Genomic DNA, 16,514 nt, shown 5'->3' with positions numbered 1-16,514 from the left:
GCAGTAAAATATAAGTATCGTATATAAGGTGAAACTTATATTATCTTAAATCCTCAAATAAATTCATTAAACATACTTTTAATCCGCTCGAACATACCGGGTTTAGTAGAAGGTGTTGGACTTGCTTTGCGGCTTGCCGTTTTCTTCACTGCTCCAGTTCCGCGAGCTCCCATATATTTTGACACATATTGAATCATGCCAACGCCGCTGCTATACGCCGGGTCTCTTACACCAATATAATCAGGGAGTGCAATTCGGACGGAAGACTCAAGCTCTGCCTGGGCCAAAGCGAGTGTTCCTGGCATCGATACAGTGCCACCGGTCAACACATAACCGTTAACCTTGTCGCCATAACCAAGTCGACGTACCTCTTGACGAACTAAATGGAAAATCTCTTGCATGCGAGGCTCAATAATACTAGCAAGATCAACCTGTGAAAACTCTTTTTCCACATTGCTGCCCATTCGTGCTACTTTAAACTTCACATCTTCAGCTGCATCCAATACATTAGAACAGCCATATTTAAGTTTGATTTTCTCAGCTTGCTCACTTTGTGTGCGCAAGCCATAAGCTATATCATTTGTTACATATTCGMCACCAATTGGAAGCGTTGACGTAGCAGCTAAGCCGCCTTGATCATAAATGGCAATCGTACATGATCCCGCCCCTATGTCAGTAAGAACAGTCCCTATCGATTTCTCATCTTTGGTGAGCGAAACCACGCCTGAAGCGAGTGATAACAAAATGACACCAGAAATACGAAGGCCTGCTTTCTCTACACAACGCATAAGGTTATGTATAGCAGTCTTCGTCCCCGTGACGATCGTCGCCTCAACCTCAAGGCGAACGCCAATCATACCTCGCGGATCGGAAATACCTTCCAAGCCGTCTACTAGATACTGCTTTGGAACCAAGTTAATGATTTCACGCTCTGGAGGGAGCGCCACTACTTTAGCAGCTTGTAATACTCGTTCAATATCTTCTTCACCAATTTCACGGTCCTCATTGGATACTGCAACGACGCCTCTATTGGTTTGCAAAGCAATATGATTGCCTTGAATACCAACATATACGTCTGATATTTGAATGCCTACCATGCGCTCCGCATGCTCTACGGCATTACGGATCGATTGCACAGTCTGGTCAATATCTACTATTGCTCCTTTGCGAATACCCTCTGAGTCGGCTGATCCAACTCCAATAATATTAATGGCTCCATTATTCACTTCACCAATAATAGCACGAACTTTGGATGTACCGATGTCCAAACTGACGATGATGTCGTTGCTGCTCATCTTGCGGCACCTCCGTTTCAAATAATTAATTATTTTACCACATGTTAAGGTCTTCCTACATATTCAACGCTTTTATTATTTTCCCTCTTTTTTCAACAAATTTTTCGATGTTTCTCGCTTTGTGTCGAGCACCGCCCCTTGCGATTCTCTATATTTCCTATGTTTATCCAGCTTCATCGAGTATTAATGCATAAATAAAATTCTACCATTCTTTCAGACTATTGAGTAGTATAATTTTACTCAGAATCTATATTTTCTGGACTCTCACTTACGAAAGGCACATATGTATCCGCCAGAAGCATCGTGATCTTACCTGGCTCTTGGGTCTCGATTACTGCATTCAACGCTTCAATCTTCTCTGGAAGAACCGACACCGCTGTTACCACTTCAAATTTTGTGCGAGTGTACATCAGAATTCGATCGGGATAAGCGGTTGACGGAAATGGTAAAATCTCAGACAGGTCGGAGAGCTGCTTCGTCGATATTTTTGCAAGCTGCTTCGTGAGCTGTGCTTTTACGGGATCTCCATCTGCCCAGCCTGACAATACAGGCTTGTCCACAAGCTGCATTTCATCGCTGTCAGCCTCAACTGTCGTTCCATTTGTCAATAACGCTGTCATTTCCCCTTGCTTGGAAAGCTCGAATGCAACAACAGGAAACTCCTCTACATGAATCTTCACCACACCTGGAAATACCTTCGTAACCTTAGCCCCTTTAATTTGTGGCAATGTGACAATTCTATCTTCTATAGTAGAAGACGAAGTTCGAAAAAAAGCATCGCCAACCAAAATAGCAGCTGCCTTGCCTATTTCTTCTCTCGTTACGAATCTAGTTCCTTCAATTTGGATTTCTGATATTTTGCTAATAGAGGAATTAAAAAATAATACAGCCAAAAGCGCCACAAACAATAATATAAGTATGGTTAACAGCTTCCGACTGCCCATTCTTTTTTTCGGTGGTTCCTTAAGTACTGGCATCTGTGCACTCATAACTTGTCCCTTCTTTCCCCAAAAAACATCCGGTTAACCTCTCCGCGTCAGCCTTCGCTTAGCATCAAAAGGGTACCGGCTGTTTCTATCTTGCAGCTCATGCGCATAGTATTAGTTATTAGGCACTGGCGAATAACGCGAAATCCGCGCACCCAGCCTAGACAGCATCGTTTCGATTTTTTCGTAGCCTCGATCGATGTGATGAATTTGCTCAACGACCGTCCTTCCTTGCGCTGCTAAACCAGCTATGACAAGGGCGGCACCCGCTCTCAAATCCGTTGCTTCCACCGTCGCTCCATAAAGCCTTGGCACGCCGCGAATGAATGCCGCATTCATGTCTACGCGAATGTCTGCACCCATACGTGACAGTTCATCCACATGCTTTAATCTGCCTTCAAAAATCGTTTCTTTCAATACGCTCACACCATCTGCAAGCGTAAGCAGCACCATAACCTGAGACTGCAAATCGGTAGGAAAAGCCGGGTATGGAGAGGTTACGATTCTTTCAACCGCTCTAGGCCTTGTTGCACTGCCAACTTTAATTATATCATCGTCGACAACAATTTGAACACCTGCCCGGCGCAGAACATGAATCAAGGAAGATAAATGGGCTGGCTGCGTATTTTGGAGCGTGACTTGACCGCGTGTTGCAGCGGCGGCTACCATGATGGTCCCTGCTACAATACGATCCGGAATCACTTTATAACGACAAGGTGTTAGCGACTGTACCCCATCTATCGTTATCGTGTCGGTTCCGGCTCCCATTATTTTAGCGCCCATTGCATTTAAAAAGCCTTGCAAGTCTTGAATTTCCGGTTCCCTTGCAGCATTGCTTATTGTGGTTCGGCCTTCTGCCAAAGCAGCGGCCATCATAATATTTTCTGTTGCGCCGACACTTGGAAAGCTTAAGTGAATATCCGCTCCCCTTAGTTTCTCGGCACGGCATATGATCCGGTTACCCAATTCTTCTATTTCTGCACCCAGAGCCTGAAGACCTTCTAAATGAAGATCAATTTTCCGCTCACCGATTGCACATCCACCTGGTTGATAAACCTGAGTTTCCCCAAATCTAGCAAGCAAAGGCCCCATTAAAAAAATAGAAGATCGCATCTGTCTCATTAACGATTCCGGCACGTGGGATGTATGTGCAGTCTCAGTGTCCAGCACCACAGTTCCTCCCGTATGCTCGGCGCGGCATCCTAATTCGCGCAAAATGTTCAGCATGACATCGATATCTAGCAAATCAGGCACATGATCTATCGTTGTTGTGCCTTCGGCCAATAGACTGGCAGCCAGAATCGGCAAAGCGGCATTTTTCGCTCCTTGGATAACTATGGTTCCTGAGAGAGGTTTCCCACCTTCAATCACCAATTTGTCCAATGTATCACCTCCGAATTACCGCTCACCCACCACCAATACTTCCGGCACCAACAGGATGCCATAGCGGTCCTGAACAGTGCTTTTTATATGAGTCATGAGGGCGAGAACGTCTTCAGCTGTTGCTTGCCCGGTATTCACAATAAAATTGGCGTGCTGCTTCGATACTTGCGCTCCTCCGAGGCTTTCACCCTTTAATCCAGCCTCTTGAATGAGTCTAGCGGCATAATCATTAGGCGGATTGCGAAATACGCTGCCTGCACAGGCAAGCTGCAAAGGCTGCGTTCTCAATCTTCTCTCTTTGTAGGAGGCCATCCTAGCGAGTACTTCCTGCCTATCCCCTTCTGCCAGCTCAAAGGCGGCTTCAATGACAATGCCCTTTTGCTCGTGAAGCATGGAATGGCGGTAAGCGAAGTTCATAGCCTCACGATCGTAGCGAACCAATTCTCCTGTTTCCAGTACAATATCAGCTGACTTAAAAATACGTGACACATCTGATCCATGCGCGCCAGCATTCATATAAACGGCTCCGCCTACCGTACCTGGGATTCCCCCCGCGAATTCAAGTCCGGTCAGACCTTGTTTTCCAGCCATGACTGATAGCTTAATTAAAGAATATGAAGCACCGGCTATTGCTGTCGATCCTTCAAAACGCAAGTAATCGAGCCCTCTGTGCGGTTTTATTACAACGCCGCGAATCCCTTTATCACTTACCAGCATGTTCGAGCCTCTGCCTAAATTAGTCCAGGGTATTTGATGTTTTTGCACCAAACGTACCGCCGATACCAATTCATCTTTGCTACTAGGGAGGATTAAGATATCAGCGAGACCGCCGATTTTCCAAGTTGTATAGTTCGATAGCGGTTCGTTGTACAAAACTTCGCCAAGATTAGCTTGTTCCAATTCCGCTTTAAAAGCTTCCATTCGTTGAACCTCCCTAAGGTTTTGCGTAGCAAAACCTACTTCGTAAGCAAATGCTTAGGTTTTGCGCAGCAAAACCTACTCCGCAAGCACATGCCTGGCTGTGTAAGAAGAAAAAGAAATTCCCCTTCAGCAGTCTGAATCGCTGCTGCCGGTTTTTCTGTTGTAATCACCGCTCCTTTCGGGTGACGGTCACGAATATAGTGTATCTTATGCCCATATAGGCTCTTGTGTGACAATGGCCTATATCGAGCCAACTGGCTCACTGATTGGTCTGTGCAGCAGACCAGAACTCAAAGCTGGTTGCCGCTTTAGCGAATTGACTGTTTCTTTCAAATAAAAGTGTATTCAATATCTCATCATATTAAAGGAGCAAATTTTCCTGTAAACAACAATATCCGGCTTGGATAGCTGCTGTTATGCAACCTGCAGCTATCCAAGCCGGACGTTTATTGTTTTTTTCTACTAAACAGCTGCTGGTTAATGCCCTAGGCATGAAGCCTCACCTCGAATAACGAGATATGTTCAACAAAATCCCCAGTGCAGTTAAGAGAAGCGTTAGGGATGAACCCCCATAGCTAACAAGCGGCAGCGTAATTCCCGTAACGGGCATCATGCCAATGACGACACCAATATTAATCAATACTTGTACACCGATAATGCCTGTGATGCCGACTGCCAGCAAGCTCCCGAATGTATCCGTAGCTGCAATAGCAGCGCGTATCCCCCGCCAGATGACAACTAGAAATAATAGTATAAGAGTAACTCCGCCAATGAAGCCAAGCTCTTCCGCTAAAATCGAGAATATAAAATCGGTTTGCGGCTCAGGCAAATAACTGAACTTCTGTCGGCTCATACCTAGACCGAGCCCAACGAGTCCACCTGGTCCGATCGCATATAAGGATTGAATAATTTGATAGCCGCCTCCGAGCGGGTCTGCCCATGGATCAAGAAAATTCGTTATTCGCTTTAATCGGTATGGCGCAGCGATGATAAGGCCAACAAAACCTGCGACACCGATGAGCGCCAAGCCGCCTAAATGAGATAATCTAGCTCCAGCTGTAAAAATCAGAATTAAAGAGGCGCCAACCATCACCGCTCCAGTACCTAGATCAGGCTGCAGCATAATGAGTCCGAAGGCTAGTCCAACAAGCCCTAGCGGCGGCATAAGCCCTTTTGTGAACTGCGTAATCGTTTGCTGCTTCTCAGAGAGCCATTTGGCTAAAAATAATATCATCGCCAGCTTCATAAATTCAGAAGGCTGAATACCGAAGGAGCTAATGCCAAGCCAGCTGCGTGCGCCGCCGCGAACGACGCCGACACCAGGGATCAGCACGAGCAGAAGAAGTCCGAAGCAAACCAATAAAGCCATTGGCGCCCACTTTTTCCAAACCGTATAATGCGTATTCATTGTAAACAACAACGCGCCTATACCGAGTCCAGCAAATAGCACCTGACGCTTTACATAGTAAAAACGATCACCGAATTCATGAAAAGCAAGCACTGCGCTAGCGCTGTACACCATAATCAACCCGATAGCGAGAATGAGCCCAATTGCAGTCAGCATCCAAATATCCGGGGCAGAACGCGCTTTGGCCATAGCGAACACACCTCTTAGCATGGGAAAGTAGGGACATGCCCCCTACTTACAAGGTATGCGCCGAATCTTTAAAAATGCGCCCTCTTTGCTCATACGATGTAAACATATCCCAGCTTGCGCATGCAGGCGACAATAAAACAATATCACCTGGCTCTGCAATAGCTGCAGCTTGTTTCACCGCCTGCTGAAGGACGGACTCGGCGTCCTCACTAGGTTCGACGATTTCCACCTTAGCTAAACCTGCCAGCTCTGCTACACGGGAGAGCTTTTCTCTCGTTTCTCCTAATGCAACAAGCCCCTTTAAGCGATCGCGGAATAAAGGAACAAGCTCCATATAGTCAGAGCCGCGGTCAAGTCCTCCAGCCACTAGAACGATCGGTGCGGATAACGAGCGAACGGACATCATCGTTGCAACCGGGTTTGTCGCTTTCGAATCATTATAATATTTGACACCATTCACTTCACGGACGAACTCCAGGCGGTGCTCCACGCCTCTAAACAACTGCAGCGGTTCTACAAGACGCTCTGGCGCAACTCCAGCAGCCAAACACGCCGCAATGGCAGCAAGCGCGTTAGCGGCGTTGTGGCGGCCTGGTATGCCTAGCTCTGAAACTGGTAAAATGTTAATTTTCGAGTCCTCAGACTGGCGGAATACAATTTGTCTATCCACAGCGGCTTCATCATTTTGTGCGTCACCGTTGTCCCGCTCATATGGCGGATCAATGTAAATGCCCGCATCCAGTCGCTCATATATAGAGAAAGGCAGCAGCTGTGCGATAAGAAACTCCGAAAGCGCGCGGCATTCCGGGTCATCCCAGTTGACGACAGCAACATCATCTTCCGTTTGGTTATCAAAAAGTTTTGCTTTTGAATTGACGTAGTCATCCATATCGCCGTGATAATCCAAATGCGTCTCTGCAATGTTAAGCAATAGCGCAATATGCGGACGGAACTCGCTTGTTCCTTTCAATTGAAAGCTGCTTAGCTCAGCAACGATCCATTGATCGGGCGTCGCTTCCAAGGCTGCTTCGCATAGAGGACGACCGATATTGCCTGCCACGATGGGATTCAAGCCAGCTGCGCTTAATATTTCGCCGATCCAAGTCGTCGTTGTTGTTTTGCCGTTTGAGCCTGTAATGCCTATTATCGGTGCAGGAGAAAGCCAATAAGCAGCTTCTACCTCCGTAATGACCTCAACGCCAAGCTCCTCCGCCCTCTGCACTGGAGGAGACGTATATGGGATACCAGGGTTTTTGATAAGGAGCGCTGTTTCTTCTGTAATTAGGTCATCTGGATGATAACCGCATAGCACAGAAATGCCCAAAGCAGTCAATTCGTCCGCTTCGGGGCATAATTCACGTTCCTTCATGTCGTTCACTACAACTTCTGCGCCTAATTGATGAAATACTTTTGCGACGCTTACCCCGCTTCTAGCCAAGCCTAAGACGACAACTCGGCGGCCTTCATAAGATGCCGGATGATTCATAACTGACAGTCCCTTCTATGTATGCATAAAGCGGCTCTTAATCAAATAAAAGCCGCTTTTTTGTAAGCTTTATCTCTATAGTATAACAAAAAGTAAACCAATTGCTGCAAACACGATGCCTACAAACCAAAACACAGTAACAACCTTCCATTCGGACCAACCAACGAGCTCAAAATGATGGTGAATGGGACTCATTTTGAAAATACGCTTCCCTCTAAGCTTGAAGGAGCCTACCTGTAATATAACAGAAAGCATCTCAAGTACAAAAACACCGCCGATTACGATAAGGAGCAGCTCCGTTTTGGTCAAAATAGCGACTGCTGCAATACCGCCTCCTATGCCTAGCGAGCCCATATCTCCCATAAACACTTTTGCTGGATGTGCGTTGAATACTAGAAAACCTAGAACAGCGCCTACCATAGCTGCAGAGAATACTGCTGATTCATGAGCTGACGTTTGTAGAGCAACTACAGTAAAGGCACCAAATGCGATGGCACTCGTCCCAGCCAGCAGACCGTCAAGACCATCGGTGAAATTAACTGAATTGCTTGCTGCAAAAAGAATGATGACGACAAGCGGATAATAAAACCAGCCTAAATCAATTCCCCAGCCTGTACCAGGCACGGATATTTCGGTGCTGTGCCCCATATTATAGAGCATTGCACACACGATTATTGAAAATAAAAGTTGACCAAAAAGCTTTTGTCTTGCCGTTAGTCCCAAAGAACGTTTAAATACAATTTTGATGTAATCATCCAAAAAGCCGACAAGACCAAATCCAAGCGATGCGGTCAGCAGCACCCAAAATTCAGCCGTTTTATCAGAAAACTTCAGGAACGTGATCATTAGAGCAACCATAATGATAATGCCGCCCATCGTTGGCGTACCGCTTTTTTTCAGATGGCTTTGCGGACCTTCCATACGAATCTGCTGCCCAAACTTTAAGCGGCGGAGCACTGGAATGAACAATGGTCCGAGTAGAACCGCTAGCAGGAATGAAGCGCCAATCGAAAATAAAATGACCATCATATCCATTTCCTCACCCCACTTCCAATGCTTGGACAATCTGTTCCATCTGCATGCCGCGTGAACCTTTTATGAGCACGATGTCCGTTGGCTGCATTTGCTCCCTCAGCCACAGCGTCAGCTCATTTTTATCTTCGAAATGTTTAATCACATCATTCGCGCCTGCGTTAGGAAATTGCGATTTCACGCCCTCAGCAATATGTTTTGCCAAAGGTCCGAAGGTAAGAACCGCATCCGCCTTGCTTGGCGTTATATATGCACCTACTTCAAAATGAAGCGTCTGCTCCTCTGGCCCGAGCTCAAGCATATCGCCAAGCACGATCCATTTGCGGCTATAGCCGTCCAGTTGCTCTACCAGATCAATCGCCGCACGAACGGCAGTCGGATTGGCATTATAAGCATCGTTCAATAACATAGTGCCATTAAACGCGCGAACAGGCTGAATGCGCATGCCCGTCAGCTTAAGATGGCTTAGACCTTCAACAATTTTTGCAGCTGGAACTCCGAAGAAGCGGCCAATCGCTATTGCAGCGAGCGCATTGCTGACATTATGCTGCCCTGGAACAGGAATTCGAACAGTTCCGAGGCCACTGGCAGTTCCATTATAAATAGCAGTAAAGGTCGTCGCTTCCGATTCAATGCTGATGTCAGATGCTGACCATTCATTCTGCTTCGATAACCCAAATGTACGGCGAACGATGCCTGCTGGAAGTATTGAACGCTCAAGCTCTGCTTCAAGAAGTGGTTCATCGCCATTGTATAGCAGTAAACCATCCTCGCTGAGCCCGAGCGCTATTTCAAGCTTCGCCTTCGCAATACCGGCTCTTGAGCCAAGCTGGAGCATATGCGCGTCGCCGATATTTGTAATAATAGCGGCATCAGGCTGTGCGATCTTCGTCAGCAGCTCGATCTCGCCGAAGCCGCTCATTCCCATCTCGAGCACGGCTACTTCCGTGTCCTCTTCAAGCCTCAGCACCGTCAGAGGCAAGCCGATGTGATTGTTCAAATTGCCTTCAGTCTTATGCACTTTATAAGTTGTGCCAAGAATAGCAGCTGCCATATCCTTTGTCGTTGTTTTGCCATTGCTGCCTGTAATGYCAACAACACGAGTGACAAGTTCACTGCGATAAGCTGTTGCAAGGCGCTGCAATGCAACCAGCGTATCCCCAACAATAAGAAGCGGCACTCCCTCAAGAGATGCTGGAACCTCGCGGCCTTTCTGCCAAAGCGCAGCAACCGCTCCATTTGCAATAGCTTGCTCCAAATAGGCATGCCCGTCAAAATGCTCGCCTACGATCGGAACGAACAACTGGCCCGCAGCAGCTTGCCGCGAGTCAGTTGTTACTCCTGTTATGTTAAGCTCTGCATGATTTCCATTCCATCTAGCGCCACTCATTTCGGCAATTTGTTTAATAGTACGTTTAATCACTGTATGATTCCCCTTATCGCTGCTTTCGCTACTTTTCGATCGTCAAATGGATATTTGACTCCGTTAATATCTTGGTAGGTTTCATGACCTTTCCCCGCAATCAATACTACATCGCCGAGGCTTGCCATTTCAACCGCTTTTTCAATTGCTTCCTTGCGATCAACGATTAATTTATAAAATGAAGGATCAATTCTGCTGCTTATTAATCCAGCTTCAATATCCTTTAATATGGACTCAGGCGGCTCCGATCGTGGGTTATCCGATGTTATGATAGCGTAATCCGCGTATTTCACTGCAATATTCCCCATTAGCGGCCGCTTGGAGCGATCACGGTCACCGCCGCAGCCAAATACACATATAATTCGATTTTCTGCAAATTGTTGAATAGCTCTGAGTACATTTTCAAGCCCATCCGGCGTGTGGGCATAATCTACAATTACGGCAAAATCTTGACCCGCATTAACCGCTTCAACCCGTCCGGGTACGCCGGGAATTTTGCTTAGACTGTGTGCAATCGCCTCTAGTTCCACGCCTTCAAGAAGCACAGCGCCTATAGCGGCAAGCGCGTTGTATACGTTGAACTTCCCAGCCATTTGCAATGTTATGTCCTGCTCGCCTCTGAATGTGTCAACATGAAAGGTCGTACCCTGTGCAGTTATTCGAATATTCGTTGCCCGAACGTCTGCCTCTTTATCAATTGCATAAGTGATGACTTCTGCCGCTGTGAGCTCGGCATATTCTGCGGATAAAGCATCGTCTGCATTAAGAACCGCATAAGATCTTTCGTTTTCCGCAGATGCATACACATTGCCAAGTCGCGAGAAGAACAATCCCTTTACCGCAGCGTATCGACTCATCGTTTCATGATAATCCAAGTGGTCCTGCGTCAAATTAGTAAATACTGCCGTTCGGAATCTGCAGCCCTTCACCCGGCCTTGCTCGAGAGCATGGGAGGACACTTCAATTGCACAATATTGCGTGCCCGCATCACGCATCTCCCCGAGATAGCTTTGAAGCTGCAGCGTTTGAGGCGTCGTACTGATCATAGGGAACGATTTTCCCGCATAACGACGTTCAATCGTACCGATCACACCGGTAGGCTTACTCTGGTCATTTAGGATTTGCTCAATTAAATAAGTTGTTGTCGTCTTGCCATTCGTCCCCGTTACACCGATAAGCTTCAAGGTTTGACTAGGCTGTCTATAATAATAATTAGCAATTACAGCCATGGCAAGGCGGCAATCTCTTACAATAATTTGCGGCACCAACAGGTCCAGCTTTCGTTCTGCTATTAGCGCTGCTGCTCCGGCGGCAACCGCCTCCGAAGCAAACGCGTGACCATCAACGGTATGGCCTCTCAAGCAAATAAACAATTGCCCTTCAATTACGCTTCGTGAATCCGTCTCAATGCCAGTCAGTTCCGTTTCCCCATCGCCTATCAGCCGTGAGGCTATAAGCAATTCCGCAACATCCTTTAATCGCATCTGCCCAGCTCCTCCCTTAAGCGCCGGCGGACAAACTTCCCCGCCTGCTGCACCCTCGTTAACTACCATTATAGTCAATGCGAGTGGGATATATTATCTTCTTCGCCCAAATAGATCCGAATCGTTGATCCGCGATCTACACGGGTTCCAGCAGCTGGAGCTTGGCGTATGACCGTTTTCCCAGAACCTGCGGAAGTCAGATTGAAATTCATATTCATATCCTCATACAAATCCGACACCGTCTTGCCAATCAAGTTCGGAACTGTAACAATAGGTGTTTCTCCATACTTATAAATACGGTCGATCTGCTTCTCACGAGCCGGAACTTCCAGAATGGTGAGCGCGTCCTCCAGCATATTGCGAACGATTGGCGCTGCAACGACTCCGCCGAACTGAATCCCTTGCGGATTATCAACCGCTACATAAATGACGATCTTCGGATCATCTGCCGGAGCAAAGCCAACAAAAGATACAATATGCTCATTAGGGGAATAACGTCCGTTAATAACCTTTTGAGCAGTACCCGTCTTGCCGCCTACACGATACCCGTCAATAAAGGCATTGCGGCCTGTTCCTTTGGCTACGACGCTCTCAAGCGCTTCACGCACCTGCTTGGACGTTTCCTCCGAAATAACCTTCCTAACCGCAACCGATTCTACCGTTTCTACGGTCGCTCCCGTCTCCGGGTTTATCCATGCTTTTGCTACATGGGGTTTATACAGCGTTCCGCCGTTAATTGCTGCGGAAACAGCCGTTATTTGCTGAATTGGTGTAACGGAGACCCCTTGACCAAAGGCCGTAGTGGCTAGTTCCACCGGACCGACCTGACTAAGCTTGAATAAGATCCCATTTTCTTCGCCGCCAATATCGATGCCCGTCTTCGTCCCGAAGCCAAAGTTCTTAATGTAATCAAATAGTTTGTCCTTGCCCAGCCTCTGACCAAGCGTTACAAACCCGGGGTTACATGAGTTTTCAACCACTTCAAGGAAGGTCTGACTGCCATGTCCGCCCTTTTTCCAGCAGCGAAGTCTAGCACCGCCCACCTCAATAGCGCCTGGATCAAAAAAACGTTCATTTTTCAAATCAACCTTTTTTTCCTCAAGAGCTGCAGCAAGCGTAATTATTTTAAAGGTAGAGCCTGGCTCGTATGTCATCCAAATAGGAAGATTTCGATTATAAACCTCAGTTGGAACCTCTCGATACTTGTCTGGCTCGTAAGTAGGTCTGCTCGCCATGCCTAAAATTTCACCGTTATTCGGATCCATCGCAATCGCGATTATACCATTTGGCTGTAAATTCGTCATCGCTTGATCAAGCTCACGTTCCATAACCGTCTGAATTTGCTTATCGATTGTAAGCTGCATCGTAAGCCCGTCCTTAGGTTCCACATAGGTGTCCGAAGAATTAGGCATTTGTCTGCCCGCTGCATCTGACAAGAAGGATACGCTGCCTCCGATACCGCTTAATTCTGTATTATATTTTGCTTCTACACCGGTTAAGCCTTGATTGTCGATCCCAGTAAAACCTAGCACATGCGCCGCTAAACTGCCGAAGGGATAAAATCGTTTGTTGTCTTCAGCTACAACGATGCCATCAAGACCCAGCTCTCGTATTTGTTCAGCTTTATCGATCGTAATTTTTCGCCCGCCTGGGCCAAGCTTAACGATCAGCGCTCGTGTTTTAATTTTTTTATAGAGTGTTTCTTGCGACATGTCGAGCAAAGGGGCAAGCGCTGCTGCTGCTGCCTGTTGATTCTTGATTTGGACAGGAATCGCATATACGGTAGGTGAGCTTACGTTGTAGGCGAGCTGAATACCGTTGCGATCAACGATTTCACCTCGCTTGGCTACGTATGGGATGTTGCGCCTCCATGAATCCTCTGCTTTATCCGCCAGCTGCTCACCTTGCCATAGTTGTACAAAGCTAAGTCTCACACATAATGCTAAGAATGACACCCCAGCAAGTATGAGCACGATAAATAAACGTCGCCTAACCGTTACATTAGATACCTTCACCGCTTGTTCCCCCTCCGCTTGACTGTTTCGAAAGGAGCGCTCAATTGCGCTCATTCCCAGATTATTCGGGACAAGCGGACGATAGAACAAGCTTTAAGCAACATCATATTAGTTCCTTGAAAATTCGGTATATGGATCACTCAGGAACAGCATTCCCATTACTGCTTGTATTGGAATTAGCAGCTTGATCCCCATTTGAAGTTGTCTGACCATCGGAGGTTCCACCGTTCGTGCCAGCTTCACCTTCTTTACCGGTCTCACTACCCTTATCGCCGCCTTCTTTCGCATCAGGGTTTGTTTCCGCATTGCCGGATTGACCTTCTTTGCCTGTCGGAGGGGCAAGTACAACTTTGAGCACTCTTACTTTATTCAATGTCTCTTCCTTCTGAGACACAACAAACCCTTGCCCCTCCGGAATGAGTCGAATGCCGATAAGAGAGGTTAATTCAAGAGCATCCCGCAGCGAAACCCCAGTCAGATCAGGGATAGCCAGCTTTTCACGCTGCTCCGTTATTAAATATATGCGCTGCGTCGGGTGTACGGCTGAACCTGGAGCAGGTATTTGCTGCAGCACCGTTTTACCATTTCCGATTAAATCAAATGTCATGGCCTTCGCTGTTAATTCTGCTTTCGCTTGTTGAACTTTAAGCTCTGTTAAATCTGGAACCGTTATTGTCGCTTCTTTTTTCAAATTTGCGGAACCAGCCGGATAGTTAGGAGCTACCCCCATTTTACGCAAGCTTTTGAGCACGATTTGTTTAAATGCCGGAGCCGCTATCTTTCCCCCGGAAGCAAAAGTAGTATTTGGCTCATCTACGACGACATAAACGACGATTTTCGGATTATCAACCGGCGCATAGCCAATGAATGAAACAACATATTTGGAGTCGGAATAGCCGCTTTTACCATTTACCGTAGTAACCTTTTGAGCGGTTCCTGTTTTGCCTGCTACACGGTAACCCTCGATATAAGCGTTTTTACCGGACCCCTTATCCTGATCCGATACAACCTGCTCCAAATACTCACCGACTTTTTTAGAGGTTTCCTCTGAGATCACTTGGCGAACCATCTTCGGCTCGAAAGTCGTCGTCGTTTTGGTCGACGGATCTGTCATGCTTTTTACGATTTGTGGTTGAAACAGCTTTCCGCCGTTAGCTACTGCCGCGACAGCTGCAACCTGTTGTATAGGCGTAACCGTCACTACCCCTTGACCAAAGGTAGCATTCGCAATCTCACTCGGGTATTTAAAGTTAATCGTACCGCTTAGCTCATTCCCAAGCTTAATGCCTGTTTTTTGCCCAAATCCAAAATTCGTGTAATATTCTCTCAGCTTCTGTTCCCCTAGTCTCTCATAACCAAGCTTGACGAAGGCAACGTTACTTGAATATTTCAAGCCATCCAAAAATGAAATGGTTCCCCATCCCTCTCGCTTAATATCACGGATTGGATTAGGTACACCTTTCAGTTTGATTTGACCTGATTTGTATAATTCATCTGGATTAAACAAACCTTCTTCAACCGCTGAAGCCAGCGTTACAATTTTGAAGGTTGAGCCGGGCTCATATAAAGATTTAATCGCATGATTGTAAGAGTTCGAGTTGTTTTTCCAATATTCATTCGGATTATATTGCGGCATGTTTGCCATCGCCAAAATTTCCATCGTATTTGGATCAGCCGCAATCGCTGTAGCGCTCTTAGGAGAATAGGTTTTCATAATTTCCTGCAGCGCTTCCTCCACATAATGCTGAATTTCGTTATCGATCGTCAGCTGTACATATTGACCGTCTTTGGCAGGCTTGTAGTCTACTTCACCTTCCGTGAGCTGAACGCGTTTTCCGTCCTTCTCATACTTGATATAGCCATCCTCACCTGAAAGCTGCTCATTAAATGAGGCTTCAACGCCAGTCATGGCGACTCCCTCTTTATCCAAATAACCGACAAGCTGCGCGGCTAGAGATTTTTTAGGATAATACCGTTTTAAATTTTCTTGCAAATCGATGCCGACGCTATATAGCTCCTTTTCTTTGGCTAAATCTTCACGAAACTTTTTAATTTTATCGGCATGCTCTTTGTCAATTTGCCAGCCTCCGCTTCGCACCTCCCGGTATACATAGAAATTCCCGTCCTCTTTTTTGGCAGTTACATTTTTCCGGAGCTCTTCCTTAGAAGTGCCAAGGATGTCATGCAAACCATTTATAATTTCTTCTGTAAGTTTCTCATCGTTAATCAGCTTCGGATTTAACGTCACATTATAAGCGATCGTATCCATTGCCAGAACACTCCCGTTACGATCGGCGATCGTGCCACGCTTGGCCAGCATCTTTTCTTCTGTTGACCATCTTTCTTTTGCAAGTCCATACCATTTGGCGCCTTCTACTACTTGCACAATATAAATTCGGCTTATTAAAACAAGAAAAAGGAGGGTCATTACCCCTCCAAACAATAGTGTCCGCAATCTAATTCTTTTTTTCATCATCGCTCACCCTATTCACTCATTGCTGATTTTATCGCGTCGTCACCTGTATTTACGGTAATTCCACTCTCAATAGAGCTAACCATCCCTTGGGTCTCTGCAAGCTTGCGTATACGTTCTGAATCACTGAGCATCTCTACTTGTTTCTTCAAGTCTTCCATCTCTACATTCATCGTCTGGTATTCGCTATTCAACTTTTTAATTTCGAGGCTCATGTCATAGATTTGCGCGTAGCGTAAAATAATGACACCAGCAACTACAACGCACATTAATACAGTAAACATATACAACAACTTCTCCTGAACCGGTAAGGATTTACGAGTTTTAACAAGCCGCTTCGTTTCCTTGATAACCGGTTGCTGATCCTGCTTTCGCTTAGGCTGCAGCGCTAAATTGCCATTCACATACGCCAATTCAAA

The 16,514-nt window shown here is 46.4% G+C and carries 12 protein-coding genes; all 12 read right to left on the bottom strand.

What is annotated here, in order from left to right; all coding sequences use genetic code 11:
- Window positions 1–53: 53 nt before the first annotated feature.
- Window positions 54–1,295, bottom strand: a complete 1,242-nt coding sequence (gene ftsA, locus AB4Z50_RS24290) for a cell division protein FtsA (RefSeq protein WP_441882994.1) — start codon at window positions 1,293–1,295, stop codon at window positions 54–56.
- Between the two features lie 236 nt (window positions 1,296–1,531).
- Complete coding sequence (locus AB4Z50_RS24285; protein WP_339208722.1) at window positions 1,532–2,284, bottom strand: cell division protein FtsQ/DivIB; 753 nt, start codon at window positions 2,282–2,284, stop codon at window positions 1,532–1,534.
- 111 nt (window positions 2,285–2,395) lie between these two features.
- Window positions 2,396–3,664, bottom strand: coding sequence for a UDP-N-acetylglucosamine 1-carboxyvinyltransferase (gene murA / locus AB4Z50_RS24280; RefSeq protein ID WP_076268162.1), 1,269 nt, complete (start codon window positions 3,662–3,664; stop codon window positions 2,396–2,398).
- Window positions 3,665–3,679: 15 nt separating this feature from the next.
- The gene (gene murB / locus AB4Z50_RS24275; protein ID WP_441882991.1) at window positions 3,680–4,585 is read right to left on the bottom strand and encodes a UDP-N-acetylmuramate dehydrogenase; all 906 of its coding nucleotides are present in this window, start codon (window positions 4,583–4,585) and stop codon (window positions 3,680–3,682) included.
- Between the two features lie 499 nt (window positions 4,586–5,084).
- Window positions 5,085–6,182: a stage V sporulation protein E gene (spoVE, locus tag AB4Z50_RS24270; protein WP_076268160.1), complete on the bottom strand. Its 1,098-nt coding sequence runs from the start codon at window positions 6,180–6,182 to the stop codon at window positions 5,085–5,087.
- A 46-nt stretch (window positions 6,183–6,228) separates the two neighbouring features.
- Window positions 6,229–7,668 carry a UDP-N-acetylmuramoyl-L-alanine--D-glutamate ligase gene (gene murD / locus AB4Z50_RS24265; RefSeq protein WP_441882989.1) on the bottom strand — a complete coding sequence of 480 codons (1,440 nt, stop codon included), beginning with the start codon at window positions 7,666–7,668 and terminating at the stop codon, window positions 6,229–6,231.
- A gap of 75 nt (window positions 7,669–7,743) precedes the next feature.
- Window positions 7,744–8,703: a phospho-N-acetylmuramoyl-pentapeptide-transferase gene (gene mraY, locus AB4Z50_RS24260; protein ID WP_441883079.1), complete on the bottom strand. Its 960-nt coding sequence runs from the start codon at window positions 8,701–8,703 to the stop codon at window positions 7,744–7,746.
- Between the two features lie 4 nt (window positions 8,704–8,707).
- Window positions 8,708–10,123 carry a UDP-N-acetylmuramoyl-tripeptide--D-alanyl-D-alanine ligase gene (locus tag AB4Z50_RS24255; RefSeq protein WP_441882987.1) on the bottom strand — a complete coding sequence of 472 codons (1,416 nt, stop codon included), beginning with the start codon at window positions 10,121–10,123 and terminating at the stop codon, window positions 8,708–8,710.
- Complete coding sequence (locus AB4Z50_RS24250; protein ID WP_441883077.1) at window positions 10,120–11,607, bottom strand: UDP-N-acetylmuramoyl-L-alanyl-D-glutamate--2,6-diaminopimelate ligase; 1,488 nt, start codon at window positions 11,605–11,607, stop codon at window positions 10,120–10,122. The genes AB4Z50_RS24255 and AB4Z50_RS24250 overlap by 4 nt, the downstream gene beginning before the upstream one ends.
- Before the next feature lie 74 nt (window positions 11,608–11,681).
- Complete coding sequence (locus AB4Z50_RS24245) at window positions 11,682–13,622, bottom strand: stage V sporulation protein D (protein ID WP_441883075.1); 1,941 nt, start codon at window positions 13,620–13,622, stop codon at window positions 11,682–11,684.
- Between the two features lie 136 nt (window positions 13,623–13,758).
- Window positions 13,759–16,095 (bottom strand): penicillin-binding transpeptidase domain-containing protein, encoded by a 2,337-nt coding sequence (locus tag AB4Z50_RS24240; RefSeq protein ID WP_441882985.1) that lies wholly within the window; start codon window positions 16,093–16,095, stop codon window positions 13,759–13,761.
- Window positions 16,096–16,106: 11 nt separating this feature from the next.
- On the bottom strand, window positions 16,107–16,499 hold the full coding sequence (ftsL, locus tag AB4Z50_RS24235; RefSeq protein WP_256710903.1) for a cell division protein FtsL: 393 nt from the start codon (window positions 16,497–16,499) through the stop codon (window positions 16,107–16,109).
- Between the last annotated feature and the right edge of the window lie 15 nt (window positions 16,500–16,514).

Source organism: Paenibacillus sp. 2TAB26 (assembly GCF_052115145.1).
Taxonomy (GTDB): Bacteria; Bacillota; Bacilli; order Paenibacillales; family Paenibacillaceae; genus Pristimantibacillus.
This window is presented reverse-complemented; position numbering and strand designations above follow the sequence as displayed.

Excerpts from the sequence above, each read along its gene's own strand:
- AB4Z50_RS24240 (WP_441882985.1), bottom strand. The coding sequence starts at position 16,095 with ATGAAAAAAAGAATTAGATTGCGGACACTATTGTTTGGAGGGGTAATG.
- AB4Z50_RS24250 (WP_441883077.1), bottom strand. The coding sequence starts at position 11,607 with ATGCGATTAAAGGATGTTGCGGAATTGCTTATAGCCTCACGGCTGATA.
- murD (WP_441882989.1), bottom strand. The coding sequence starts at position 7,668 with ATGAATCATCCGGCATCTTATGAAGGCCGCCGAGTTGTCGTCTTAGGC.
- AB4Z50_RS24285 (WP_339208722.1), bottom strand. The coding sequence starts at position 2,284 with ATGAGTGCACAGATGCCAGTACTTAAGGAACCACCGAAAAAAAGAATG.
- murB (WP_441882991.1), bottom strand. The coding sequence starts at position 4,585 with ATGGAAGCTTTTAAAGCGGAATTGGAACAAGCTAATCTTGGCGAAGTT.
- mraY (WP_441883079.1), bottom strand. The coding sequence starts at position 8,703 with ATGGATATGATGGTCATTTTATTTTCGATTGGCGCTTCATTCCTGCTA.
- spoVE (WP_076268160.1), bottom strand. The coding sequence starts at position 6,182 with ATGGCCAAAGCGCGTTCTGCCCCGGATATTTGGATGCTGACTGCAATT.